A 23,690-nucleotide genomic window follows, 5' to 3' on the forward strand; every position below is an offset into this window, starting at 1 on the left:
GTCCGTCAGAGCCGGGCGGCGCTCAGGATCGCCCGCACCTCGTCGCCGATCGCGGTCTCGTTCCGCTCGAACTCCGGTGCGGTGAGCAGGTTCGGGTCGGCCGGCAGGCCGGTCAGGACCGGGGTGTGCAGATGGCCGCCGGGCAGGCCCGGGGCGAGGATCGTGCGCAGCCGGTTGGAACGGTAGGCGACTTCGTTGGAGAGGTACCCGCCGCCGCCACCGGAGACCGCGCGGGAACCGGGGGTGGGGCCGTCCGGCCGGAACACGGGGGCGGTGGCGCCCGCCGGGATCTCGGTGACGAAGGTGTTGAGCAGCACCGGGTAGGGCTGCTGGACGGCCCTCATGGCATCGGTCGGCAGGGTGGTGCGGACGAACTGCGGCCCGGGGGCCAGCCCCGGGGCGTCCACCGGGTGCTGGGTGGTGCCGCCGGAGAGCGCGGCGACGTTGTCGGTCGCCGGGTCGGCGGAGCGGGCGCGCCCGGCCCACTCCTCCAGGGTGAACTTGCCCGGGTAGCCCTGGCTGATGCTGGTGATCAGGTCGGCGGACTGCCGGCCCGGCCGCAGGTGCGGGGCGAAGGCGCGCTCCACGATGCCCCCGTCGAAGTCCCCGTAGCGCACCGGCAGCACGACCGCCCGGACCTCCGCGGTGCTGCCGTCGGCGAGCGTGATCCGCTGCCCGTGCAACTGCAGAACGGCCGAGCCGGAGGGGTTGGCGCGGCGCGGCTCGGTGTCCAGGCCGAACGGGTCGAAGCCGCTGACGAAGATCCGCCGGACGCCGCGGGCGGAGTCGAAACCGTCGTCCAGACCGCGCGAGGCATCCTCGAAACGGGACCGCAGCGCGGCGTGGTCGACGCCGAACCGGGGCTGCCAGCGGGCGAGCTGGACGGTCATGGCGAGCCTGGTCCAGTACAGCGGGCGGTCGTCCCGGGCGGGCAGTTCGCCGCTCGGCCGCCGGCCCTGGGCGCGGTCCAGGCCGGCCTGCCAGAGGGTCCGGCCCCAGGCGGTCACCACCCGCTCGGCCTGCCGGGCGTTGCGGGCCTCGCACAGGGCGGAGGGGAAGCCCCCGGGCAGCTCGCCCAGGCCGGAGCGCTCGGTGAAGCCGGTCGTGCGGGCGTCCTGGAGGCGGGCCTGCTCGGCGTCCAGCGGCACCGTGGTGGAGGTGCGGCAGTCGGCCGGGGCGGCCTGGGCGGCGGCCGGGGCCAGCAGGGCGGCGAGCGTTCCGGTGAGCGCGGCGGCCAGTCCGGCGGCGCGGCGTAGATATGTCATGTCCGCTGACAATAGGTCCGGACCTGACGGCCCGCCAGAGCGCCGACCCGGCGTCCCCCGCTGCCGGGACGGCTGCCGTCGGGGCGGCCGGACGGTGTTCCGCCGCTGGTGGGGCGCTGTTCCGGCCTTGACGGAAAACTGATGGTTCGACCGGGAACCGAGGCAACTTCTACAGCGTTGTCGTGGTCGAACAGCGGTACTCGTACGGTGGTGGAGGAGTTCCATGAGCGTGGCCCTGACGAAGGGCGGCAACGTCTCCCTGGGCAAGCAGGCCCCCGGGCTGAGGGTGGTCCGGGTGGGCCTCGGCTGGACGGCCGGAGCCGGGTACGACCTGGACGCCAGCGCGCTGCTCTGCGGGGCGGACGGGAAGGTCGCCTCGGACCAGCACTTCGTCTTCTTCAACAACCTGCAGAGCCCGGACGGCTCGGTTCGGCACCAGGGCGGGTCCGGCGGCGGCTCCGACCGCGAGCAGATCGAGGTCCGGCTCGCGGAGGTCTCCGCCGGGGTGGAGAAGATCGTCTTCGCGGTGGCGATCTACGACGCGGCGCAGCGGCGGCAGTCCTTCGGGCAGGTCCGCGGCGCCCACATCCGGGTCGTCGACCCGGACACCGGCGCCGAGGTGGCCCGGTACGACGTGGCGCCGGAGGCCGGCAGCGAGACGGCGATGGTGTTCGGCGAGCTGTACCGGCACGGCGCGGACTGGAAGTTCCGCGCGGTCGGGCAGGGGTACGCCGCGGGGCTCGCGGGCATCGCCGCCGACTTCGGCGTGGACGTCCTGCAGCCGGCGCCCGCCGCCGCGCCCGCCCCGGTGAAGCCGCCCGTAGCGCCGCCCGCGCCGCCCGTAGCGCCGCCCGCGCCGCCGGTCGCGGCCGCGGTGCCGGCCGTGCTGCCCGCCGCCGTACCCGCCGTTCCGACGACCCCGCCAGGACCAGGGAGTTCCCCCGTGACGTGTTTCTTCGACCCCTCGCACGGCGCCGGCACCACGGCGGTGTACTGGTCGCCGCAGTGGGGCGTGCCGCGCCAGATCGAGGCCTGCGTGGCCTGCGCCCAGCGGGTGCAGACCAACGTGCCGCCGTTCTACACCCCGCAGCCGGCCGGCTACCCGCAGCCGGTCCAGCAGCCGGTCCAGCAGGGCCAGCCGCAGGTGCCCGGCCAGCAGGCCCAGGGCGGGCGTCGCTTCGGCACCGGCGCGCTGATCGGTGCCGGCGCGGCCGGCCTGGTCGGCGGCGCGCTGCTGAACGAGGCCTTCGACGACGACCCGCAGGTCGTCGTCAACAACTACTACGAGGACGACGGCTTCTTCTAGGCCGTCGGGCCGGAGCCCCGGAAGGGCCGTCAGGGCCGTCCCCGGCGGCCCTCGCTGTCGGAGCGGTGCGCTTGAATGGCGCCGGAGTACCGTTCCGACCGGGGGAGACGCACCGATGACCACGACCGACGCCGAGCTGACGGCCGCCGTCCGGAACCCCGACGCGGCCTGGCTGGAGTCCTGCTTCGGTCCCGGCACGCTGTGGCGGCCCGAGCCCGCGGCGCTGCCCGGGCGGCTGACGTCGAAGGAGGCCCGGGCGTTCCTGAGCGAGGTCGGCGTGCCGGCCGTCGAACTGGAATTCCTCGGCTTCGACGCCACGAAGCTGCCCGAGCGCGGGATGTGGGAGGCGGACCTGGACGAGCTGTTCGGCGAGCGCACACCGGACGACGACACCCCGCCGAGCAACTGGGGGTACTGCGTCGGCACATTCGACGACCAGCACCTGATGGTGGCCGGCGACACCGGCGCCGTACGGATCTACGACCCGAACGGCTGGGACCACGGGAGCGGCTGCGGCGGCCGGGCGGCCGACTCGCTGCCCGGGGTGATCGGCGCGCTGGCGCTGCTGGCCCGCCTGGAGGGCCGGATCCGCGGTGGGGACGCCAGGGCCGCACTGGACGAGTTCGCCGCGCTGGTGGCCGCGGCGGGGCAGGGGCCGGACGAGTCGGACCTCTGGGTGGGCCTGCTGGAGAACCTGCGCGAGGAGTACGAGGACCTGGACGAGGGCTGACGCCCCGGGGCCTTCCCGGCCCTTCCTGTGCCCTCCCGGCCTTTTCCGGGCCCACCCGGGCCCACCTCGGCCCACCGGGGCCGACGGCCGCACAACGCTTCGGCGCTGTGCGGCCGTTCGCGTCCGGGGCGTACCGGCCCTACGCGTCCCGGCGCCGGTACGCCCCGGCCCGGGCCGCCGCCTCGGCGGCCTCCGCCGCACGGTCGGCGGCCGCCTCGTCCAGCGGCTCCGCGGTGGTGAGCATGCGGTAGTAGAGCGGCGCCGAGACCGCCCGCACGACCTCGCACCCGTCGGTGTCCGGCGGGAGTTCGCCGCGCTCGACGGCCGCGGTGACGCACGGCGCCCACTCCTCGACCCGGCGCCGGTAAAAGTGCCGCAGGGCCTCGGCCGCGTCCGGGTCGCAGGTCGCCGCCACGATGACGGCGCGGAAGAGCGCGCCCTGCCGCGGGTCGGCCAGGGTGCGCTGGACGAGCCGGGCGTTGGCCCGCAGGTCCCCGGCGAGGGAGCCGCTGTCGGTGCGCGGCAGCGACTGCTCGGCCATGTCCGCGAGCAGGTCCGCGACCAGGGCGGTGGTGCTGCCCCAGCGGCGGTAGACGGTGGTGCGGCCGACCTCGGCCCGCTGGGCGATGTCGCCGAGGTCGAGGCCGCCGAAGCCGTGCTCGACCAGGGCGTCCTCGGCGGCGCGCAGGACGGCGGCGCGGACCCGGGCGGTCCGGCCGCCGGGGCGGACGGTGCCGGGCGTGGAGGGCTCGGGCGTGGAGGGCTCGACGACCATTAACGGGATTCCTGTTCCATTAGAAGGTGGGAGTCTGCTAGGTTCAGGACATCCTAAAGGAACGGGAGTCCCATTAGGGGCTCCGAGGGGAGAACCACCATGACCATCGCCACCGACATGGAGTACCGCCGGCTCGGCGCGTCCGGGCTCAAGGTGCCCGCGCTCAGCCTCGGCACCGGCACCTTCGGCGGCCGCGGCCCGCTGTTCGGCGCCTGGGGCACCACCGACGTCCAGGAGGCCCGTCGGCTGCTCGACATCGCCATCGACGCCGGTGTCACCCTCTTCGACACCGCCGACGTCTACTCCGACGGCGCCTCCGAGGAGGTGCTCGGCCAGGCGATCCGCGGCCGCCGCGACCAGGTGCTGATCTCCACCAAGGCCGGACTGCCCACCGGCGACGGCCCGCAGGACGCCGGCACCTCCCGCGCCCGGCTGGTGCGGAGCGTGGAGGACGCGCTGCGCCGCCTCGGCACCGACCACCTGGACCTCTTCCAGCTGCACGCCTACGACGCCGGCACCCCGATCGAGGAGGTGCTCGCGACCCTGGAGGACCTGGTCCGGGCCGGCAAGATCCGCTACACCGGCGTCTCCAACTTTTCCGGCTGGCAGCTGATGAAGTCCCTCGCCCTCGCCGACCGGCACGGCCGCCCCCGGTACGCCGCCCACCAGGTCTACTACTCGCTCGTCGGCCGCGACTACGAGTGGGAGCTGATGCCGCTCGCCCGGGAGGAGGGCGTCGGGGCCCTGGTCTGGAGCCCGCTCGGCTGGGGCCGGCTCACCGGGAGGATCCGCCGCGGGCAGCCGCTCCCGGACGGCAGCCGGCTGCACGACACCGCCGACTACGGCCCGCCGGTGGAGGACGAGCTGCTGTACCGGGTGGTCGACGCGCTGGACGAGGTCGCCGCCGAGACCGGCCGCACCGTCCCCCAGGTGGCGATCAACTGGCTGCTGCGCCGTCCGACCGTCTCCTCGGTCATCATCGGAGCCCGCAACGAGGAGCAGCTGCGCCAGAACCTCGGCGCGGTCGGCTGGGCGCTGACGGAGGACCAGGTGGCCCGGCTGGACGCGGCGAGCGTGCGCACCGCGCCGTACCCGTACTTCCCGTACCGCCGGCAGGAGGCCTTCGCCCGGCTCAACCCGCCCGTCGCGGGCTGAGCGGCCCCGCAGGCCGAGCGGCGCGGGGGGCGAAGCGGGACGGGGGCGAGGCGGCGCGTGGGCCCCGGCCCGGGAGATGTCCGGGCCGGGGCCGGACCGGCTGCTGCGGGGCGGCGGTCGGCCCCGTGCCGGTGGCTGCGGTGGTGGCTGCGGCGGCTGTGGCTGCGATGGCTGTGGCGGTGGCCCTCAGGCCTGCCGCCGGTGCCAGGCGGCGAGGAGTTCGGCCTCCCGCTCCGGGGCCAGGGCGTCCGGCAGGGGCTCGAACGGCCGGATGTCGCGGGCGGTCTCGGCCACCGGGCGGAGGGTCAGCCCGGTGGCGAGGGCGGCGGCCGGATCGGCGGTGCTGGTGGCGCGGATCTCCGGGGCGGCGGGCCACAGCGGCAGGGCGCGCTCCGGGACGCCGGCGGCGCGCAGGAAGTCCTCGGACACCCAGGTGAGGGTGGTGCCGGGCGGGGCGACCGCGGCGGCGACGGCGTCCAGGAGGTCGCCCATGCCGAACGGCGGGGGCGTGGCGGCGTGGTAGGCGCCGCGGGCGCCCTGTGCGAGGAGGCCGAGCATCCAGGCGGTGAGGTCGCGGACGTCGACCACCTGGAGCGGCGCGTCCGGCCGGCCCGGGGCGAGTACCTCGCCGCCCCGGGCGAGGCGCTGCACCCAGTGGTCGAAGCGGTGGGTGTAGTCGCGGGGGCCGATCACGTACGTCGGGCGGATCAGCAGCGTCTGCGGGCCGAAGGCCTCCCGGGCGGCGCGCTCGCACTGGACCTTGAGGACGCCGTAGGTCTCGGCGGTGACCTCCGCGGCCTCCGGGCCGTCGGCGGGGAGCAGCGGGGAGTCCTCGGCGAAGCCCGGGGCGGCCGGGGTGTCGTACACCGAGAGCGAGGAGACCAGCAGGTAGCGCCCGGCCGCGCCGGGATCGAGAGCGGCGGCCAACTCCCGTACCTGGCGTGGGAAGTAGGCGCAGAGGTCGACGGTGGCGTCCCAGCTGCGGCCGCGCAGCGCGGACAGGTCGGCGTCGCGGTCGGCGATCAGGTGGGTGGCGTCCGGGAGCAGTCCGGGGCCGGAGCGGCCGCGGTGCAGCACCGTGACCTCGTGCCCGGCGGCCAGGGCCGCCTCGGCGAAGTGGAAACCGATGAAGCGGGTGCCGCCGATGACCAGAATGCGCATTCGGACATCGTGCCAGCCCGCCCCGCGCCGGGGCCAATCGGTGCGCGACCGTTGCTCAAGTTGTGCGTGGGGTGGGTGAGTCGGGGCGGATGTGCGGGGTTCCGGCGGGAAGCGTGTTCGACGGTCAACGGCGCGGGAGGGCGGCGATCGCCGGCGGCGGGGCGTGGTGGGACGGTCCCCGCTGGTCAGCCGGGTGCGGGCGGGGGCCGGCCGAACGGCCGCGACGGTCTCGTAACGCCTGATGACGGGTCAAAGTTCCTTGTTCCCCGGCGAACTTGTGTGAAGTCCCTTTAGGCTCCCGTTAACAATGGCGGCTTTCCGCCACTCTCGAACTCGCTTATGAGGTCGGGCGGCAGGCCCAACTTGACGATGAGAGCAGGGATGACGACGACAAGTGAACGAACCGCCGGTGCCGCGCGCGGCCCCGGCGGGCGGCGGACGGGCCCGCCCGGCCGCCGTGCCACGGGCCTTCGCACCGCGGGCGGCGCGGTGACGCTGGCCGTGCTGGCCGGTTCCTGGTCCCTGGCGGCGGCCCCTCCGGCCTTCCCCCAGACCGGTGACGGCACGGTGGCGGTCCATGTGATCCGGGCCGTGGACACCGACGGTGTGTGGACGCCCGGGCTGGAATCGGGCATGGCGGGCGTGAAGGTGACGCTCACCGACGAGGCCGGGGTCTCCATCGAGGGCACCACGGCGGCGGACGGCACGGTGACGCTGGCACCGGCCGCCACTAAGCTGACCGGCGGCAAGTACCGGGTCCAGGTGGTGAATCCGAAGCCGGGCGTGCTCTACCCGGCCTTCGCCTCCCGCGAGGGCCTGGACGGCGGGGCGAACAAGCTGAGCTCCAACGAGGAGTTCGTCGACCTCTCCGGCGGCAAGAAGGTGGAGATCACCACCGGGCTCTGGAGCCCGGGTGACTACTGCCAGAAGAACGCGCCGCTGGTGTCGACCTGCCAGAACCCGCCCCGGGAGGGCGACGCCCAGCACACGCTGGTGTCCTTCCCGTACGACTCCCGCGGAACGGCCGGTACCGACTTCACCCTGACCGACGTGGCCACGGCCGGGCAGACCGGCAACCTGTACGGCATCGCCTGGAACAAGGCCGACCGGCGGGTGTTCTCCTCGGCCCAGGCCAAGCGGACCACCAGCTACGGTCCCGGCGGCCCGGGCGGGATCTACGTCACCGACTGGGCGACGAAGAAGACCACGCTGTTCGCCACCGTCCCGGACGCGGGCACCACCCCGCACAGCCCGGGCAACGACGACGACTTCCTGGCCGCGGCGGGCAAGGAGAGCCTCGGCGGCATCAAGATCACCGACGACGGCAAGGACCTCTTCGTCGTCAACCTGCACGACCGCAAGCTCTACCGCTACGACGCCACCGCGGCGACGGCGGCCACGCCCAAGGCCGCCTACGCCATCCCGGACCCGGGCTGCCCGGCGCCGGGGGACTGGCGTCCGTACGGCCTCGGCATCCAGGACGGCGCCGGCTTCCTCGGCGGCGTCTGCTCGGGCGAGTCCACCGGCAAGGCCTCGGACCTGCGGGCCGTGGTGCTGCCGTTCGACCTGGCCACCGGCGCGTTCAAGTCGGCGGTGCTGAACCAGCCGCTCGACTACCCGCGCGGCAACACGGTCGGCACCCCGTGCCCCGGCTCCAGCTGGTTCCCGTGGCAGGACACCTTCCCGACCGCCCAGAACGGCCATGCCTGCGGGGCCAACTACCTGGCCAACCCCGAGCCGGCGGTGGCCGAGATCGCCTTCGAGACCGACGGCTCGATGCTGCTCGCCTTCCGGGACCGCTTCGGCGACCAGTCGGCGGCCGGCCCGACGGCCGGCCAGGGCTCCATGGTCCTGCCCGGCGGTGACCTCCTCAAGGCCTGCCCGGTGAACGGCACCTACGTGCTGGACACCAACCTGGGCTGCGGGTCCACCGCCCGGGGCCAGCGGTTCTTCGACAACAGCCGGATCGGCCACAACAACCCCGCCAACGCCGGGATGGCGTTCTCGAAGGTCGAGGACTCCATCGCGATCTCGGGCTACGACAGCGACAGCAAGGCCTTCGGTTACGGCAGCGCCTTCCAGAAGCGCGACGGCAAGGCGGACGGCGGCGTGCGGCTCAACACGGCCCCGGGCGTCCCGCCGTTCGGCAAGGGCGCCGCGATGGGCGACCTGGAGGTGCTCTGCGACCAGGCTCCGCTCCAGATCGGCAACCGGGTCTGGTACGACCCCGAGCGCAGCGGCCTCCAACTGCCGGGCCAGAAGCCGGTTCCGGGTGCCACCGTCCACCTGTACGACGAGACGGGGAAGCTCGTCGGTACGACGAAGACGACCAAGCGCGGCGAGTACTACTTCGACGACAGCAACGTCGAGGGCGGCCTCAAGCCGAGGACCAAGTACACGATCAAGCTGGACAACCCGGCGGACTACGCCAAGGACGGCCCCCTCTTCCAGTGGGTGCCGACCGACCACGACGTCGGTGACAACCACTTCATCGACTCCAAGGGCATCGTTCCGAAGGACGGCAGGTTCCCGGAGCGGGCGCTGACCACCGGCGGCCCCGGCGAGAACGACCACACCTACGACTTCGGCTTCCGGCTGCAGGAGGGCGCGCTGCGCCTGGTCAAGCACGACCAGGACGGCAAACCGCTGGCCGGCGCCAAGTTCCAGCTGTGGCACGAGACCAACGGGACCGACGGGCTCCAGCCGACCGGCGACAAGCCCGACACCAAGGTCGGTGAGCCCTGCACGACCGGTGCCGACGGCATCTGCCAGGGCACCGGCGTGCCGGGGACGTACTACTGGCAGGAGTTGAGCCCGCCGGACGGCTACGCGGCGCCGGAGGTCACCGTCCTCGGGCCGCTCAAGCTGACCTCGGCGAACCTCGACGCCGGTGTGGAGGTGACGGCCGTCAACAAGCTGATCCCCACCCCGACGCCGACCCCGACGCCCACCCCGACCGAGACGCCGACCCCGGCGCCGACGTCGGCGGCTCCGGTGCCCCCGGCCCCGGTGCCCCCGGTGTCCGGGCACCTGCCCAACACCGGTGCGGGTGAAGGGATGCCGATCGTGTTGACCAGCGCGGCGGCGCTGATCGCCCTCGGCACCGCCACGGTGCTGATGGCCCGCAGGCGCAAGGCCGCCCGGCGCGGCTAGCCCCGCGCGGGGTACGTGAAGGGGGCCTGGCAGCGGGCCCGATCGGGCGGGTTCGTGGGACCGTTGGTCCCCGGGCCCGCCCGACTGTCGTGTCCGACCGAGGAAAGGGAGCGGCTGCATGCCCCGCAGGACGAAGGCCGAAGGCCGCGGACCACGGCGGTCCCACTGGCTCAAGGCCCTGATCGCGATCGTGGTGTGCGGCGCCGCGGCGGGCGGCGTGGCCGTCTACCGGACGGTCTCCGACGAGGCCGTCGAACGCCCGGTGACCACCGACGAGGCCGGCCGGCTCGCCCTGTCGCGCCTGAACCTCTACCAGGCGAGCCCGGTGGCGGTGACGCTCACGGCCGAGGAGGGCGGGGGCGTCACCATCCGGGTCGACGGGGTCGTCGACTACCGCAGCCACCGGGGGGTCGGCCGCTACCGGACCACCGGCGCGAGCGGACCGCTGGACCACGGCCTGATCGTCTGGGACACCGGCGGCCTCGGGCTGGCCCCCGACCGGGCCGGCACCGACACCGCCACCGCCACTGCCACCGATGCCCCGGCCTGGCAGCAGGCCGAGCGCATCCCGCGCCAGGGCTGGTCACCGCGGACCTACACGGCGGACCCGCTGGACGCCGGACTGAACCTGCTGGTCCAGCTCGGCGCGGACCGCCCCGACAACCCGCTGCTGCTCGCCCAGTCCGGGGCCCGCTGGCTGGGCCGGGACCGGATCGACGGCAAGGGCTACGACCGCTTCGCCGGTCCGCGCGCGCAGGGCTCCGCGCCCGACGGCGCCCGCTCGCCGCTGACCTACTGGGTCGACGGCGACGGCGGGCTGCGCCGGGTGACGATGCGGATGCCGGGGCTGGGCACCCCCACCACCGTCGAGCTCACCGGACGGCAGGCGGACGCCAAGCTGCCGGAGGCCCCGTGGCTCACCGGCTGACCGGCTGACCGGCTGACCGGTTGACCGGTTGACCCGGTCGGTCGGGCACGGCCGGGCACGGCCGGAAGTCCGCAGGACAGGGCGGTCAGCCGTACCAAAATCGTTGGTGAGGCAGCAATGGCTTCATCATCTTCCGTTCACCCGGACCCGGCTGCCAGCATCGGCGCACCGTCACCGCCCGAGGGAGTAGCCGATGAACCGCCCCCGTTCCCTGCGCTGTCTGGCCGCACTGTCCCTGGTCGTCCTGGCCGCCACCGCCTGCGGGCGCTCCGACCAGGGCGGCTCCCCGGCCGCCGGCGCGGCGCAGGCCGGACAGAACTCCGGGAAGAGCGCCGCCGAGCTGCTCCCGGCGAAGAACAAGCAGAGCGGCGTCCTCAGAGTGGCCACCTCCGTCGGCTACCCGCCGATGGAGATGTACAAGACCGGCACCACCGAGCTGACCGGGGTCGACCCGGACCTCGCCGCCGCCGTCGCCGGGCGGCTCGGGCTGAAGCTGGAGCTCGCCAACTCCTCCTTCGACGGCCTGATCCCCGGCCTCCAGGCCGGCCGCTACGACCTGGTGATGTCCTCCATGACGGACAGCGCGCAGCGCCGCCAGGCCGTCGACTTCGTCGACTACTTCCGCACCGGCGGCGTGATCATGACGAAGAAGGGCAACCCCGAGGGCATCAAGTCCATCGAGGACCTCTGCGGCAAGAAGGTGGTCCTCGCCAAGGGCAGCTCCAACCTGGAGATCGGCGAGCAGCAGAACGCCAAGTGCGCCACCAGGATGGCGATCTCGCAGAGCGAGGACGCCCCGACCGGGCTGCTCCAGCTGGACAGCGAGCGGGCCGTCGCCACGATCGTGGACTACCCGGTGGCGCAGATGTTCGTGCAGAACAGCGGCTCCTACGAGGTGCTGCCGGAGCAGTACGGCACGGCGCCGTGGGGCATCGCGGTCGCGAAGAAGGACGCCGGGCTGCGCGACGCGGTGCAGAAGGCGCTCCAGGAGCTGATCGAGAGCGGCGAGTACCGCAAGGTGCTGGACACCTACCAGGTCGGCGGCAGCGCGGTGGAGCGCGCCACCGTCAACGCGGCGCAGTGAGAACGGCGGCACCGACGAGATGAGCACCGACATGAGAGACCCCGGGATCCCCGCCGGCCCCGCGACGCCCGCCGAGCCCGCGACGCCCGCCCCGGCACCCCGAACGGCCGCCGCGGGCCCCGTCGACGACGACCTGGCCTTCGAGGTGACCGGCCGGCCTCGCCCGGCACGCTGGTTCGCCGTGCTGGCGGCCGCCTTCGTCGCCGTCTGGCTCGCCTGGACCGTCATCGTCAACCCCAACCTGCACTGGGACATCGTCGCCAAGTACCAGTTCGACGGCGTGATCCTGGAAGGGCTCTGGGTGACGGTCCAACTCACCCTGATCTCCCAGGTGGTGGGCATCGTCATCGGCGTGGTGGCCGCGGTGATGCAGCTGTCCGACAGCCCGGTGCTGCGGACCACCGCCGGCGCGTACACCTGGTTCTTCCGCGGCACCCCGCTGCTGGTCCAGCTGATCTTCTGGTTCAACCTGGCGCTGCTCTTCCCGGAGATCAGCATCGGCATCCCGTTCGACGGGCCCAAGCTGGTCAGCTGGCAGTCCAACTCCCTGATCACCGGCTTCGTGGCGGCGCTGCTCGGCCTGTCGATCAACGAGGGCGCCTACATGTCCGAGATCGTCCGGGCCGGCATCCAGAGCGTCGACCCCGGGCAGCGCGAGGCGGGCGCCTCGCTGGGCATGTCCAACCGGCAGATCCTCACCCGGGTGGTGCTGCCGCAGGCGATGCGGGTGATCATCCCGCCGTTCGGCAACCAGTTCATCTCGATGCTGAAGACCACCTCACTGGTCTCCGTCATCGCCGGCGCCGACCTGATGACCGTCTCCCAGCACCTCTACCTCGCCAACTTCGAGGTGATCGCGCTGCTGATCGTCGCGTCCATCTGGTACCTGGTGCTCACCACCGTCGCGAGCGTCGCCCAGCACGCGGTGGAGCGGAGGTTCAACCCGGCCGGCGCCCCGCCGGCGCTGCACCGCCGGGTGCTGGCCAACCTGCGCCCGGGGCGCGGCGGAGCGGGAAAGCGCGTGAAGAAGGGGGAGGTCAAGTGACGACCACGGACCTGGGGAAGCCGGCCGCCGAGGTGGTCCTGTCGGCCCGGAAGGTGCGCAAGCGGTTCGGGGACCTGGAGGTGCTGCGCGGCATCGACCTGGAGGTCCGGGCGGGGGAGGTGCTCTGCGTGATCGGCCCCTCCGGCTCCGGCAAGTCCACCCTGCTGCGCTGCTTCAACCACCTGGAGAAGATCGACGCCGGGCGGATCGAGGTGGACGGCGAACCGGTCGGCTACGAGCCGTACGGCGCCTCCGGCAGCAGGCTGCGCGAGCGCCGGCCGCGCGACATCCGCCACCAGCGCGAGCGGATCGGCATGGTCTTCCAGCGCTTCCACCTCTTCCCGCACCGCACCGCGCTCCAGAACGTCATGGAGGGCCCGATCGCGGTCAAGGGCCGCCCCCGCGGGGAGGCCGAGCGCCGGGCCCGCGAACTGCTCGCCCGGGTCGGCCTGGCCGACCGCGCCGACCACTACCCGGCCCAGCTCTCCGGCGGCCAGCAGCAGCGGGTCGCGATCGCCCGGGCGCTGGCCATGGAGCCGACCCTGATGCTCTTCGACGAGCCCACCTCCGCGCTCGACCCGGAGCTGGTCGGCGAGGTGCTCGGGGTGATGCGCGACCTCGCCCGCAGCGGCATGACGATGATCGTCGTCACCCACGAGATGGGCTTCGCCCGCGAGGTCGCCGACCGGGTCGTCTTCATGGACCAGGGCGCCGTCGTGGAGGCCGGCAGCCCGGCCGAGGTGTTCACCGCCCCGCGGCACGACCGCACCCGGGCCTTCCTCTCGACGGTGCTCTGATGGGAGCGATGGGACTGATGGGAGCGGACGTGACCACGACCCCGGTCGACCTGCTGCTGCGCGGCGCCACCCTGGTGGACGGCACCGGGGCGCCCGCCCGCCCGGCCGACCTCGCCGTCGCCGACGGCCGGGTCACCGTACTGCCGCCCGGCACCGCCGTGACCGCGGCCGAGACCCTGGACGTCACCGGGCGGGTCGTCACCCCCGGCTTCATCGACGTCCACACCCACTCGGACGCGCTCGCCGCCCCCTTCGGCGGCGGCACCCACACCGACGGCGACGCCCTGGACGAGCTGCGGCTGGCCCCGCTGCTCCAGGGCGTCACCACCGAGATCAGCGGCAACTGCGGGATCAGCCTGTTCCCGGCGCTGCCCGGGCGGCTGCCCGAACTGGCCGAGCACCTGCGGGTCTCCTTCGGCCTCGGACCGGTGCTGCCCGCCGAGGACTTCGACGCCTTCGCCGCCGGCCAGCGGCCCGAACTGCGCCGCAACCACATCGCCTCGCTGGTCGGCCACGGCACGCTGCGCGCCGGAGTGATGGGCTTCGAGGACCGCCCGCCCACCGGCCAGGAGCTGGCCGCCATGTGCGGGCTGCTCGACCGGGCACTGGCCCAGGGCGCGGCCGGACTCTCCACCGGGCTGATCTACCCGCCCGGCGTCTACGCGGACACCGAGGAGATCGTGGCCCTGGCGAAGGTCGCCGCGCGGCACGGCAAGCCGTACGTGACGCACCTGCGCGACGAGATGTCCCAGGTGGAGAAGGCGCTGGAGGAGGCGCTGGAGATCGCGGTGCGCTCCGGCGCCCCGCTCCAGGTCTCCCACCACAAGACCGCCGGGCGGCACGCCTGGGGCGCCACCCTGCGGACCCTGCCGCGCCTGGAGCAGGCCCGCGCCGAGGGCGTGGACGTGCTCTGCGACGTCTACCCGTACACCGCCGGCAGCACCGTGCTGCACGCCATGCTGCCGCCGTGGACCAGCGAGGGCGGGCCGGCCGCGCTGTTGGAGCGGCTGCGCAGCAAGGAGGTGCGGGACCGGATCCGGGCGGACATCGCGCACGGCGTCGAGGGCTGGGAGAACACCGTCGGCAACGGCGGCTGGGACCTGATCTCGGTGGCCGCCGCGCCCGCCCGCCGTACGGCCGAGGGCCGCCGGATCGCCGACCTGGCCGCCGAGCGCGGCGCCGACCCGGTGGACCTCGTCTGCGACCTGCTGCTGGAGGCGCAGGGCGAGGTGACCATCATCAGCCACTCGATGCGCGAGGACGACGTCCGCCGGGTGCTGGCCAGCCCGCTGTCGATGATCGGCTCGGACGGGGTGCCCAAACCCGGCCGCCCGCACCCCCGCTGGGCGGGCAGCTTCGCCCGGGTGCTCGGTCACTACGGGCGCGAGCAGGGGCTGCTGCCGCTGGAGCTCGCGGTGCACAAGATGACCGGCCTGCCCGCCGAACGGTTCCGGCTGGCCGGGCGCGGCGTGGTCCGGGACGGCGCCGTCGCGGACCTGGTGGTGCTCGACCCGGCGGCCGTCCTGGACGGCGCGACCTTCGAGCGGCCGCTGCTGCCGCCGGTGGGCGTGGAGGCCGTCGTGGTGGCCGGGCGGGTCGCGGTGCGCGGCGGCCGGCCGACCGCGATCCGGGCCGGAGAGGTGGTGCGGGTCCGATGAGCCTCTCCCAGGTGGCCGCCGCCGCGCGCAGCTCCGCGGCGCTGCCGCTGACCCTCGCGGTGGCCGCCGTCGACGTGGACGCCGCCGAGGCGGACCGTGGAGTCGACGCCGGCGCGGTCGGGGTGGACGACACCGTCGTCCTGCCCGTCGCCAGCGCCTCCAAGCTGCTGCTGCTCGCCGAGGTCGCCCGGCGGCTGGAATCCGGGGAACTGACGGCCGGACAGCCGGTGGAGATCCTCCCCGAGGACGTCACCGGCGGCACCGGCCTGCTCGGCCGGCTGAGCCGCCCCGACTGGACGGTGGAGGATCTGGCCTGGCTGACCGCCGCGGTCAGCGACAACACCGCCACCAACGCCCTGCTGCGGCTGGTCGGCCTGCCGGCCACCGCCCGGCTGGCACGCGAGCTCGGACTGGAACGGCTCACCCTGCACGACCGGGTGCGCGACGAGCGCGGGCCGGACGTCCCGCCGGTCTTCGCCACCGGAACCGCCCGCGACCTGGCCCGGCTGGTGGCCCTCGCGGTCCGGGGCACCATGGCAGGCCCGGCCGCCTCGGCCCGGCTGCTCGGCTGGATGCGCGCCAACACCGACCACGGCCTGGTGCCCGCGCTGATCGACCACGACCCGTTCGCCCCCGGCTTCCCCGAGCCGCTGCCCGGCCGCCTGCTGGTCGCCAACAAGACCGGCACGGACACCGGGGTACGGGCCGACGCGGGCGTCATCGTGGGCGCCCGCCGGGTGGCCTACGCGGTCGTCGCGCACTGGGACGTGGCGCTCGGGCCCAGCACCGAACGGGCCGCCGTGCACGCCATCCGGGACGTCGGCCGCGCCCTCGCGGCCTGGGCCCAGCGACCCGCCTGAACCGGCCGGCCTGAGCCGAACCGCCAGAGCCGGCCGGCCTGAGCCGACCCGCCTGAGCCAGCGGGTGGGCTCAACGGCCGGTCGGCTCCGAGCGGTTCGGCGTGTGTCCGCCCGCGGTGGAGTCCTCGGCCTCCTCGGCGACGACGGAGGTCGAGGCGTGCCGGTCGTGGGTCGTCGCCGCCGTCGCCGCGACGGACAGCAGGGCCGCGGCGGCGACCAGGAGTGCGGAGATCCGGCGGATCACGGGTTCCCCCTCGGTGGACGGGTGCTGGCGGGTGCAGCATCGCACAGCCGCGGCCCGCCGCACAGAGCCGGGAACCGTACAGCGCCGCGGGGGAGGTCAGGCGCCCCACCGCATGTCCAGCAGCGACCTGATCTCCCCGGCGGCAGAGCCGAGTTCGGCGAGGAAGGCGCGCAGCACCGGATTGCGGTTGGTGGGCCGGGTGGCCACCCCGATCCGGCGGTACAGCTGCGGATGGTCCAGCCGGCACACGTGCACCCCGGCGCTGTCGGCCAGGCCGAGCGCCGGGATCAGCGCGACGCCCATGCCGGCCCGTGCGAGGTTGATGGTCACCTGGTAGTGGTCGCTGCGGCAGCGCACCCGGGGGCGGAACCCCTCGGCGGCGCAGGCGCGTTCGAGCACCGGCTCGCCGGTGCTGCCGCCGTGGGTGCCGATCCAGCTCTCGCCCTCCAGCTCGGCCAGCCGCACCACCGAGCGCCGCCCGAGCCGGTGCCGCAGCGGCACCACGACCAGCTGCGGCTCGTCGAAGTACATCCGCACGTCCACCGCCGCCCGGCGGCACCACGGGTCCAGCGGGTGCTCGAAGACGACGGCCGCGTCCAGCCGGCCGGCCTCCAGGTCCGGGACCAGCTCGTGCGGTTGGCCCATGATGAGTTCCAGCTCCACCTGCGGGTGCCCGGCGGCGAAGGCGGCCAGTGCCCGGGGCAGCAGGTCCAGCCCGGCGGAGGCGAAGAAGCCGATCCGCAGCACGCCGGCCGCGGCCTGGGCGTGCGCCCGCAGGTCGTCCTGGGCGACGGCCATCAGATCGGCGATCGCCTGGGCGTGCTCGGCCAGCCGGACACCCGCGGGCGTCAGGCGCAGGGACTGCGGGGCCCGTTCCACCAGCGCGACACCCAGCTCCTGCTCCAGACGGGCGAGCTGGTGCGAGATGGCGGACGGGCTCAGGTGCAGGGCCTGTGCCGCGGCCACGATGGTGCCCCGGCGGGCGATCTCCAGGAGGACGTGCAGTCGGGCGCTGTTCAGCATCGGCCCAGGTTAGGCCGTGTGCGCCGGGAGGGCGGCCACCGGTTCCCCGGTCGGTCGCGCCGTCCCGTCGGCGGCGGTGTCCAGCCGGAGCAGGTCGTGCTCGGTCTCCCGGCGCACCACCACGCGGGCCTCGCCGTCGCGGACGAAGACCACGGCAGGCCGCGGCAGCTTGTTGTAGTTGGACGCCATGGCGTAGCCGTAGGCGCCGGTCACCGGGGTCGCCAGCAGGTCGCCGACCCGGAGGTCGACGGGGAGCGCGGCGTCGTCGATGATCACGTCGCCGCTCTCGCAGTGCTTGCCGACCAGCCGGGCGCGCCGCGGGCGGGGCGCCTCGGGGCAGCGCGGCAGGAAGGCCTCGTAGCGGGCGCCGTACAGGGCGGGGCGCAGGTTGTCGCTCATCCCGCCGTCCACGCTGACGTAGGTGCGCACGCCCTCGATCCGCTTGACGGTGCCGACCCGGTACAGGGTCAGCCCGGCCCGGGCGGCTATCGACCGGCCGGGCTCGACGCCCACCGGGCCGTTCCAGCCGGCGCCGCGCACCGCCGCGCGGACCCGCTCGGCCCAGTCCGCGAAGGAGGGGGCGCTCTGCCCGCCCAGGTACGCCACGCCCAGGCCGCCGCCGACGGTCAGCCGGCGCAGGCCGTGCTCCACCGCGAACCGGGCCACCGCGGCGGCGCCGTCGGCCAGCTCGGCCGGGTCCAGCACCTGGGACCCGACGTGGGCGTGGACGCCCTCCAGCCGTACGGCGGCGCAGGCCCCGGCCCGGCGCACCGCGGCCGCGGCGGCGCCGTCGGCCAGGCCGAAGCCGAACTTGGAGTCGTGGCCGCCGGTCCGGATGGCCTGGTGGGCGCCGGCCGCGACGCCGGGCGCCACCCGCAGCTGGATCCGGGCCGGGGGCAGGCCCTCCTCGTGGTGCAGCCGTTCGATCCGGTCCAGTTCGTCGAAGCTGTCCACCACGATGTGGCGCAGGCCGACGGTGAGCGCGGTGCGCAGCTCGGCCTCGTCCTTGTTGTTGCCGTGCAGCACGATCCGGTCCGGGTCGACCCCGGCGTACAGGGCGGTGCGCAGTTCGCCGCCGGAGGCGACGTCCAGCAGCAGGCCCTCCTCGGCGGCCAGGCGGGCCATCGCGGTGCACAGGAAGGCCTTGGAGGCGTAGGCGACGTTGCCCCGGCCGAAGGCGGCCACCGCCTCGCGGCAGCGGCGGCGCAGGTGCTCCTCGTCGTAGACGAACAGCGGCGTGCCGTACCGGCGGGCCGCCTCGTCCAGGAGCACCCCGCCGACGGACAGGCCCTCGGGGCGGAACTCGGCGGTGAGCGGCAGCAGGCCCGGGTCGACGGGCGACAGGGCTGGCGACACAGGGGACACGGCTTTCCTCCCGAGGAGCTGGTTGGCCCCGCCCATCCTCGGTCCTGCGGAGGGGGTGAGAAAGCGCATTCTTCCGGCCCTGAGCAGTACGGAAACCGATGCTCCGTCCCGCGGGCGGCCCCGTCCGCGGCCTTGCATCTAAGCTTGCATCTATGGTGCTACGGTGTGCTCCATGGCCGACACCCCGCCTCCCGCCCGCGTCCCGGTCCCCGCCCGAGTCCCGGCCGCGGACCGCGCGTACGAACTGACCAAGGACCTCATCCTCGGCGGCGGCCTCCCCGGCGGGACGCTGATCAGCGAGGGCGAGATCGCCGAGCGCACCTCGCTCAGCCGCACCCCGGTCCGGGAGGCCTTCCTGCGGCTCCAGGCCGAAGGACTGCTCCAGCTCTTCCCCAAGCGCGGAGCCGTCGTGGTGCCGGTCGGCCCCGGCGAGGCCGAGGACGTGCTGGAGCTGCGCGAGGCGCTGGAGAGCACCGCGGTACGCCGGATCACCCGCCGCGCCGAGCCGCTCGACGACCTGCTGCGGCAGCTGACCGACCTGATCGACCAGCAGCGCGAACCCGCCCGCCGGGCCGACCTCGGCGCCTTCGCCGACGCCGACGAGGCCTTCCACCGGGGCATCGTGACGGCCTCCGGCAACGCGCTCGCCGAGCGCTTCTACGAGACGCTGCGCGACCGCCAGCGGCGGATGGCCGTGCAGTTGCTCCAGGTGCGGCCGGAGCGGCGGCCGCAGCGGCTGGCCGCGCTGGTCGAGGAGCACACCGCGCTGGTCGAGCGCATCGCGGCCCGCGACGCCGCCGGCTTCACCGAGGCGCTGCGCGCCCACCTGGACGCGCACCGCTGAGCCACCGCACCGCCGAGCCACTCCTCCCTCTCTTCCCCCGCGCGGCGACGGCCGCGCACCCCGACGGACCGCCGGGACCACCATCCGACAAGGAGCAGCACCACCATGAGCACCACCCGGCCACCGTCCGCCGGTCCCGTCGCGCCCACCGGTCGGGGGAGGCCCTGGCTGGTCGCGGCCCTGGCCATGCTCTGCTGCGGCTGGGGCGGCAACCAGTTCACCCCGCTGCTGCTGATGTACCGCCACCTCGGCGGCTACTCCGAGGTCACCGTCGACGCCTTCCTGGGGGCCTACGTCCTCGGGCTGGTCCCCGGACTGCTGGTCGGCGGCGCGGCCTCGGACCGCTACGGGCGCCGTCCGCTGATGATCGGCGCGGTCGTCGCCTCGCTCGCCGCCAGCGGTGTGCTGTGCGGCGGCGTCACGGGCGAACTCCCCATCTACGCCGGGCGGTTCCTCACCGGCACAGCCGTCGGCATCGCGATGGCCGTCGGCACCAGCTGGGTCAAGGAGCTCTCCCAGGCCCCGCACGACCCGGCCGCCGACCAGGGCGCCGGCGCCCGCCGCGCCTCCCTCGCCCTCACCGTCGGCTTCGGCCTCGGCGCCGGCGTGGCCGGCGCGCTCGCCCAGTGGGGCCCCTGGCCGATGGTCACCCCGTACCTCGCCCACCTGCTGGTCACCCTGCCCGCGCTGTTCCTGCTCCCGAAGGCCGTCGAGACCCGGGCCCGCTCGGCCGCCGTCCGCAGCCTCTGGGCCGACCTCAAGGTCCCGGCGGCCGGGCACCGGCGCTTCCTGCGGGTGGTCCTGCCGATGGCCCCGTGGGTGTTTGGCTCGGCCGGCGTCGCGTACGCGGTGACCCCGCAGCTGGTCGGCGACCGGCTCGGCGACTGGTCGCTGGCCTACGCGACCCTGCTGACCGTCCTCACCCTCGGCACCGGCGCCCTGGTCCAGCCCCTCGCCAAGCGCCTGGACTCGCTGAACTCGGCGCGCGGCGTCGTCGTCTCCATGGTGCTGATGGCCTGCGGCATGGCCGTCTGCGCCGGCGACGCGGCGGTGCGCTCCCCGCTGCTCGGCCTCGGCGGGGCGGTCCTCCTCGGCGCCGCCTACGGCATCGGCGTCGTCTCCGGGCTGCTGGAGATCCAGCGCCTCGTCACCCCCGACGACCTGGCCGGCATCACCGGCGTCTACTACGCCCTCTGCTACTCCGGCTTCCTGCTGCCCGCCGTGCTCGCGGCGCTCTCCTCCCTGGCCTCCTACACCGTGATGCTCTCGGCGGTGACCGCCCTCGCCCTCGCCAGCCTCGCCGTGATCGCCTTCTCCTCCCGCCGCACCGCCCCCGCCCCGATCCCGGCGGAAGCCTCCCGCTGACCCCACCACCGCCGCCGCCCCCGCCCGTTCCAGGGCGGGGGCGCAGAACGCTCTGCGAACCGGAAACCCACGGACATGAGCGGTCAGGGCACGTCCAATTCCGGTCGGTCGGCCGGAGGGTGGCATGGTCTGAGGGAGAATCACGGAGGAAGGAGACACGTTGTGAGTACGGCACCCCATGTCCCTGGCGACTACAGCACCGTCAGCGACCCCGAGAAGGCGTTGAAGTATGCGATCCGGCACATCGCGGGCGACCGGACCGAGATCATCGAGGGAGTCATCACTCCTATGTCGCCGTCATGGGCGCACGAGTCCGCTGCCGAGTTCGTCCGTCGTCAGCTCGGGCCTCGGATGGACGAACTCGACCTGGTGTCCGGTTCCGGCAATCTCGATCTGCCCGGTAGCGAGAACTGGTACATCCCGGATCTGGCCATCGTGCCCGCCGAACTCGCGATGAAGACCGAGGGCGCGCTGCTGCCCGATCAGACCCTCCTGATCGTCGAGGTCAGTTCTCCGTCGAACGCGGAGACCGACCGCGTCGTCAAGCGCCGCCGCTACGGTCAGTACGGCGCCCCGTTCTACCTCCTCATCGACCGGCAGAACCGCAGCTGCACCCTGTACAGCGAGCCGACCCGTCTCGGCTACGCCGCAGAGAGCGGGCCGCACCCCTTCGGCACGCCCGTTCCCCTCCCGGCGCCCTTCGACCTGGAGCTCGACACCTCCCGGCTGTAGGGCTAGACCTTCGCGTCGTCCTTGGGGCGGGCGTGGGCGGGGAGGCCGTTGGTGAGGTCCTCGACCAGGAGGCGCCAGGCGATGGCGTCGGCGGCGGCGCGCAGTTGGGGGCTGCGGGGGCGGCCGGCGTCGGCGTCGAGGCGGGCGTTGAGCCAGTCGGACCAGGCGTGGGCGAGGGTGCGGACCTCGTGGGTGCCGGCCTCGGTGGGGGAGAGGGCGTCGCCCTCGCGCAGGAGGTAGCCCTCGGAGGCCATCCGGTCGAAGACCGGCTCCAGCACCTCGGGCGGCACCCGCTTGCGGGCGGCGATGAGGTCGAGCGAGGCGTGGCCGACGGCCCTGGTGTGGCCGGCCACCTCCATCAGCGCCCAGGCCCCGGCCAGGTCCACCCGGGCGCCGGCGCCGGCGACGATCGTCCGGACGGCGTCGAGGTCCACCCCGCGCACGATCCGGCAGACCGAGTACTCCAGGTGCGGGTCGGAGTCGGCGGTGGTCGGCTGGGCGAAGGCCTCGCCCATGTCGGTGGAGCCCGCCCGGGCGGTGTCGCGCAGCTGCACCTGTTTGAGGAAGAGCGCCACCACGAAGCCGACCACGGCCACCGGGATGGTCCACAGGTACACGGTGTGCAGGGCGTCGGAGTAGGCCTGGACGATCGGCGCGGCCTGGTCGGCGGGCAGCTGGTGCAGGCCCTGGGGGCTCTGCGCGGCCTGGCTGAGCACGGCCGGGTCGGCGCCGGTCAGCCGGGCGGCGGTGGCGATCCCCTCGGCGAGTTCGGTCTGCAGGCTGTTGGCGTAGATGGTGCCGAACACCGCGGTGCCGAAGGAGCTGCCGATGGTGCGGAAGAAGGTCACCCCGGAGGTGGCGGTGCCGAGGTCGGCGTAGTCGACGGTGTTCTGGACGGCGATGGTGAGCACCTGCATGCTCAGCCCGATGCCGACGCCGAGCACGAACATGTAGAGCGAGGCCAGTGCGGAGCCGGTGTCGGGCTCCAGCCGGGAGAGCAGGTAGAGGCCGAGCGCCATCACCGCCGTGCCGACGATCGGGAACACCCGGTACTTCCCGGTCTTGCTGACCGCGTTGCCGCTGGCGATCGAGGCGATCAGCAGACCGATCACCATCGGCAGCGTCCGCACGCCGGAGACGGTCGCCGAGTCGCCGTCCACGTACTGGAGGAAGGTGGGCAGGAAGGTCAGCGCGCCGAGCATGGCGAAGCCGACGATGAAGCTGAGCACCGAGCAGACCGTGAACACCGGGTTGCGGAACAGCCGCATCGGCAGCATCGGTTCGACGGCCCGGGTCTCCACCCAGCAGAACAGGCCGAGCGCCAGCGCGCCGCCGACGAACAGGCCGATGATCACCCCGGAGCTCCAGGCGTACTGGTTGCCGCCCCAACTGGTCGCCAGGATCAGCGCGCCGGCGCCGACCGCGACCAGCACGATGCCCAGGTAGTCGACGACCGGGCGGGTCGCCGAGCGGACCGAGGGGATGGTCCGGGCGGCCAGGAGGACCACCACGACCGCGATCGGCACGTTGACGTAGAACGCCCAGCGCCAGGACAGGTGGTCGGTGAACAGCCCGCCCAGCAGCGGCCCGATCACCGTGGCCACGCCGAACACCGCACCGATCGCGCCCTGGTACTTGCCGCGCTCGCGCAGCGGGATGACGTCCGCGATCAGCGCCATGGAGGTGACCATCAGGCCGCCCGCGCCAAAGCCCTGCACGGCGCGCCAGGTGATCAGCAGGGTCATGTCGGTGGCCAGCCCGCACAGGAACGAGCCGCCGACGAAGACGATTGCCGAGACCTGGAACAGCAGCTTGCGCCCGTACAGGTCGCCGAACTTGCCGGCCAGCACGGTGGCCACCGTCTCGGCCAGCAGGTAGGAGGTCACCACCCAGGACATGTGCGCGGCTCCGCCGAGGTCCGCGACGATGGTGGGCAGGGCGGTGCCGACGATGGTCTGGTCGAGGGCGGCCAGCAGCATGCCGAGCACGATGGTGGCGAAGACGACGTTCCGCTGCCGGACGTCCAGCACCGGAGGGGCGGAGGGCGGGGTCTCGGTGGCGACGGTCATGCCGTCAGCCTCCGGGGTGCGGACGGCGGTCGCGATCCGGTTCGGCCGTTCGGGTGAGGACGGGCGGCGACGGCCCGGGCGGCGCCCCGAGTGCCGGCCCGAGTGCCTGCCCGAGCGGGGGCGCGGGCGGT

At 74.2% G+C, this 23,690-nt stretch carries 20 protein-coding genes; 13 read left to right on the top strand and 7 right to left on the bottom strand.

Translation table 11 applies throughout. From position 1 onward, the window contains the following. Window positions 1–5: 5 nt before the first annotated feature. Window positions 6–1,265 (bottom strand): pyroglutamyl peptidase, encoded by a 1,260-nt coding sequence (locus ACFVVA_RS27560; protein ID WP_387693511.1) that lies wholly within the window; start codon window positions 1,263–1,265, stop codon window positions 6–8. 223 nt (window positions 1,266–1,488) lie between these two features. Here ACFVVA_RS27560 and ACFVVA_RS27565 point away from each other — a divergent pair, with 223 nt between their 5' ends. Further along, window positions 1,489–2,571, top strand: coding sequence for a TerD family protein (locus tag ACFVVA_RS27565; protein WP_387693512.1), 1,083 nt, complete (start codon window positions 1,489–1,491; stop codon window positions 2,569–2,571). A gap of 115 nt (window positions 2,572–2,686) precedes the next feature. After that, on the top strand, window positions 2,687–3,301 hold the full coding sequence (locus ACFVVA_RS27570; protein WP_387693513.1) for an SUKH-4 family immunity protein: 615 nt from the start codon (window positions 2,687–2,689) through the stop codon (window positions 3,299–3,301). Between the two features lie 139 nt (window positions 3,302–3,440). Here the strand turns inward: ACFVVA_RS27570 and ACFVVA_RS27575 are convergent, their stop codons facing one another. After that, window positions 3,441–4,076: a TetR/AcrR family transcriptional regulator gene (locus ACFVVA_RS27575; protein ID WP_387693514.1), complete on the bottom strand. Its 636-nt coding sequence runs from the start codon at window positions 4,074–4,076 to the stop codon at window positions 3,441–3,443. A 117-nt stretch (window positions 4,077–4,193) separates the two neighbouring features. Here ACFVVA_RS27575 and ACFVVA_RS27580 point away from each other — a divergent pair, with 117 nt between their 5' ends. Continuing rightward, window positions 4,194–5,231 carry an aldo/keto reductase gene (locus tag ACFVVA_RS27580; protein ID WP_387693570.1) on the top strand — a complete coding sequence of 346 codons (1,038 nt, stop codon included), beginning with the start codon at window positions 4,194–4,196 and terminating at the stop codon, window positions 5,229–5,231. 186 nt (window positions 5,232–5,417) lie between these two features. On the opposite strand, the gene ACFVVA_RS27585 is transcribed toward ACFVVA_RS27580, so the two are convergent. Beyond that, window positions 5,418–6,392 carry an NAD-dependent epimerase/dehydratase family protein gene (locus ACFVVA_RS27585; protein ID WP_387693515.1) on the bottom strand — a complete coding sequence of 325 codons (975 nt, stop codon included), beginning with the start codon at window positions 6,390–6,392 and terminating at the stop codon, window positions 5,418–5,420. A gap of 381 nt (window positions 6,393–6,773) precedes the next feature. Between ACFVVA_RS27585 and ACFVVA_RS27590 the strand changes: the two genes are divergently transcribed. The 7 genes from ACFVVA_RS27590 to ACFVVA_RS27620 all read left to right on the top strand — a co-directional run bounded on the left by ACFVVA_RS27590 (window position 6,774) and on the right by ACFVVA_RS27620 (window position 15,917). Then, entirely contained in the window at window positions 6,774–9,545 is a 2,772-nt protein-coding gene (locus ACFVVA_RS27590; RefSeq protein WP_387693516.1) for an SdrD B-like domain-containing protein, read from the top strand. Between the two features lie 118 nt (window positions 9,546–9,663). Then, window positions 9,664–10,473 carry a hypothetical protein gene (locus tag ACFVVA_RS27595; protein ID WP_387693517.1) on the top strand — a complete coding sequence of 270 codons (810 nt, stop codon included), beginning with the start codon at window positions 9,664–9,666 and terminating at the stop codon, window positions 10,471–10,473. 193 nt (window positions 10,474–10,666) lie between these two features. Next, window positions 10,667–11,557, top strand: coding sequence for an ABC transporter substrate-binding protein (locus ACFVVA_RS27600; RefSeq protein ID WP_359900259.1), 891 nt, complete (start codon window positions 10,667–10,669; stop codon window positions 11,555–11,557). A gap of 31 nt (window positions 11,558–11,588) precedes the next feature. Next, window positions 11,589–12,602, top strand: coding sequence for an amino acid ABC transporter permease (locus tag ACFVVA_RS27605; protein ID WP_387693518.1), 1,014 nt, complete (start codon window positions 11,589–11,591; stop codon window positions 12,600–12,602). Beyond that, window positions 12,599–13,399 carry an amino acid ABC transporter ATP-binding protein gene (locus ACFVVA_RS27610; protein WP_387693519.1) on the top strand — a complete coding sequence of 267 codons (801 nt, stop codon included), beginning with the start codon at window positions 12,599–12,601 and terminating at the stop codon, window positions 13,397–13,399. Before ACFVVA_RS27605 ends, ACFVVA_RS27610 begins: the two co-directional genes overlap by 4 nt. Continuing rightward, window positions 13,399–15,057, top strand: a complete 1,659-nt coding sequence (locus tag ACFVVA_RS27615) for an amidohydrolase family protein (RefSeq protein WP_387693520.1) — start codon at window positions 13,399–13,401, stop codon at window positions 15,055–15,057. Before ACFVVA_RS27610 ends, ACFVVA_RS27615 begins: the two co-directional genes overlap by 1 nt. Continuing rightward, on the top strand, window positions 15,054–15,917 hold the full coding sequence (locus ACFVVA_RS27620; protein WP_387693521.1) for a serine hydrolase: 864 nt from the start codon (window positions 15,054–15,056) through the stop codon (window positions 15,915–15,917). Before ACFVVA_RS27615 ends, ACFVVA_RS27620 begins: the two co-directional genes overlap by 4 nt. 70 nt (window positions 15,918–15,987) lie before the next feature. Here the strand turns inward: ACFVVA_RS27620 and ACFVVA_RS27625 are convergent, their stop codons facing one another. From ACFVVA_RS27625 to lysA, 3 genes are all read right to left on the bottom strand, one after another. Then, window positions 15,988–16,161, bottom strand: a complete 174-nt coding sequence (locus ACFVVA_RS27625; RefSeq protein WP_387693522.1) for a hypothetical protein — start codon at window positions 16,159–16,161, stop codon at window positions 15,988–15,990. Window positions 16,162–16,257: 96 nt separating this feature from the next. Further along, window positions 16,258–17,184, bottom strand: coding sequence for a LysR family transcriptional regulator (locus tag ACFVVA_RS27630; protein WP_387693523.1), 927 nt, complete (start codon window positions 17,182–17,184; stop codon window positions 16,258–16,260). Between the two features lie 9 nt (window positions 17,185–17,193). Further along, a complete protein-coding gene (gene lysA, locus ACFVVA_RS27635; RefSeq protein ID WP_387693524.1) occupies window positions 17,194–18,549 on the bottom strand; it encodes a diaminopimelate decarboxylase in 1,356 nt (451 codons plus the stop codon). A gap of 172 nt (window positions 18,550–18,721) precedes the next feature. Between lysA and ACFVVA_RS27640 the strand changes: the two genes are divergently transcribed. The 3 genes from ACFVVA_RS27640 (at window position 18,722) to ACFVVA_RS27650 (ending at window position 21,490) form a co-directional block, all read left to right on the top strand. Beyond that, window positions 18,722–19,393, top strand: a complete 672-nt coding sequence (locus ACFVVA_RS27640; RefSeq protein WP_387693525.1) for a GntR family transcriptional regulator — start codon at window positions 18,722–18,724, stop codon at window positions 19,391–19,393. Between the two features lie 105 nt (window positions 19,394–19,498). After that, the gene (locus tag ACFVVA_RS27645) at window positions 19,499–20,758 is read left to right on the top strand and encodes an MFS transporter (protein WP_380547076.1); all 1,260 of its coding nucleotides are present in this window, start codon (window positions 19,499–19,501) and stop codon (window positions 20,756–20,758) included. Between the two features lie 162 nt (window positions 20,759–20,920). Beyond that, entirely contained in the window at window positions 20,921–21,490 is a 570-nt protein-coding gene (locus ACFVVA_RS27650; protein ID WP_387693526.1) for a Uma2 family endonuclease, read from the top strand. 2 nt (window positions 21,491–21,492) lie between these two features. Here the strand turns inward: ACFVVA_RS27650 and ACFVVA_RS27655 are convergent, their stop codons facing one another. After that, complete coding sequence (locus ACFVVA_RS27655; protein ID WP_387693527.1) at window positions 21,493–23,559, bottom strand: MDR family MFS transporter; 2,067 nt, start codon at window positions 23,557–23,559, stop codon at window positions 21,493–21,495. Window positions 23,560–23,690 lie beyond the last annotated feature (131 nt).

Origin of the sequence: Kitasatospora sp. NPDC058048 (genome assembly GCF_042885555.1) — a bacterium.
Lineage (GTDB): Bacteria > Actinomycetota > Actinomycetes > Streptomycetales > Streptomycetaceae > Kitasatospora > Kitasatospora lactacystinica.

Coding starts and splice junctions, on each gene's coding strand:
- ACFVVA_RS27560 (WP_387693511.1), bottom strand. CDS start 1,265: ATGACATATCTACGCCGCGCCGCCGGACTGGCCGCCGCGCTCACCGGA.
- ACFVVA_RS27565 (WP_387693512.1), top strand. CDS start 1,489: ATGAGCGTGGCCCTGACGAAGGGCGGCAACGTCTCCCTGGGCAAGCAG.
- ACFVVA_RS27570 (WP_387693513.1), top strand. CDS start 2,687: ATGACCACGACCGACGCCGAGCTGACGGCCGCCGTCCGGAACCCCGAC.
- ACFVVA_RS27575 (WP_387693514.1), bottom strand. CDS start 4,076: ATGGTCGTCGAGCCCTCCACGCCCGAGCCCTCCACGCCCGGCACCGTC.
- ACFVVA_RS27580 (WP_387693570.1), top strand. CDS start 4,194: ATGGAGTACCGCCGGCTCGGCGCGTCCGGGCTCAAGGTGCCCGCGCTC.
- ACFVVA_RS27585 (WP_387693515.1), bottom strand. CDS start 6,392: ATGCGCATTCTGGTCATCGGCGGCACCCGCTTCATCGGTTTCCACTTC.
- ACFVVA_RS27590 (WP_387693516.1), top strand. CDS start 6,774: ATGACGACGACAAGTGAACGAACCGCCGGTGCCGCGCGCGGCCCCGGC.
- ACFVVA_RS27595 (WP_387693517.1), top strand. CDS start 9,664: ATGCCCCGCAGGACGAAGGCCGAAGGCCGCGGACCACGGCGGTCCCAC.
- ACFVVA_RS27600 (WP_359900259.1), top strand. CDS start 10,667: ATGAACCGCCCCCGTTCCCTGCGCTGTCTGGCCGCACTGTCCCTGGTC.
- ACFVVA_RS27605 (WP_387693518.1), top strand. CDS start 11,589: ATGAGAGACCCCGGGATCCCCGCCGGCCCCGCGACGCCCGCCGAGCCC.
- ACFVVA_RS27615 (WP_387693520.1), top strand. CDS start 13,399: ATGGGAGCGATGGGACTGATGGGAGCGGACGTGACCACGACCCCGGTC.
- ACFVVA_RS27620 (WP_387693521.1), top strand. CDS start 15,054: ATGAGCCTCTCCCAGGTGGCCGCCGCCGCGCGCAGCTCCGCGGCGCTG.
- ACFVVA_RS27630 (WP_387693523.1), bottom strand. CDS start 17,184: ATGCTGAACAGCGCCCGACTGCACGTCCTCCTGGAGATCGCCCGCCGG.
- ACFVVA_RS27640 (WP_387693525.1), top strand. CDS start 18,722: ATGGCCGACACCCCGCCTCCCGCCCGCGTCCCGGTCCCCGCCCGAGTC.
- ACFVVA_RS27645 (WP_380547076.1), top strand. CDS start 19,499: ATGAGCACCACCCGGCCACCGTCCGCCGGTCCCGTCGCGCCCACCGGT.
- ACFVVA_RS27655 (WP_387693527.1), bottom strand. CDS start 23,559: ATGACCGTCGCCACCGAGACCCCGCCCTCCGCCCCTCCGGTGCTGGAC.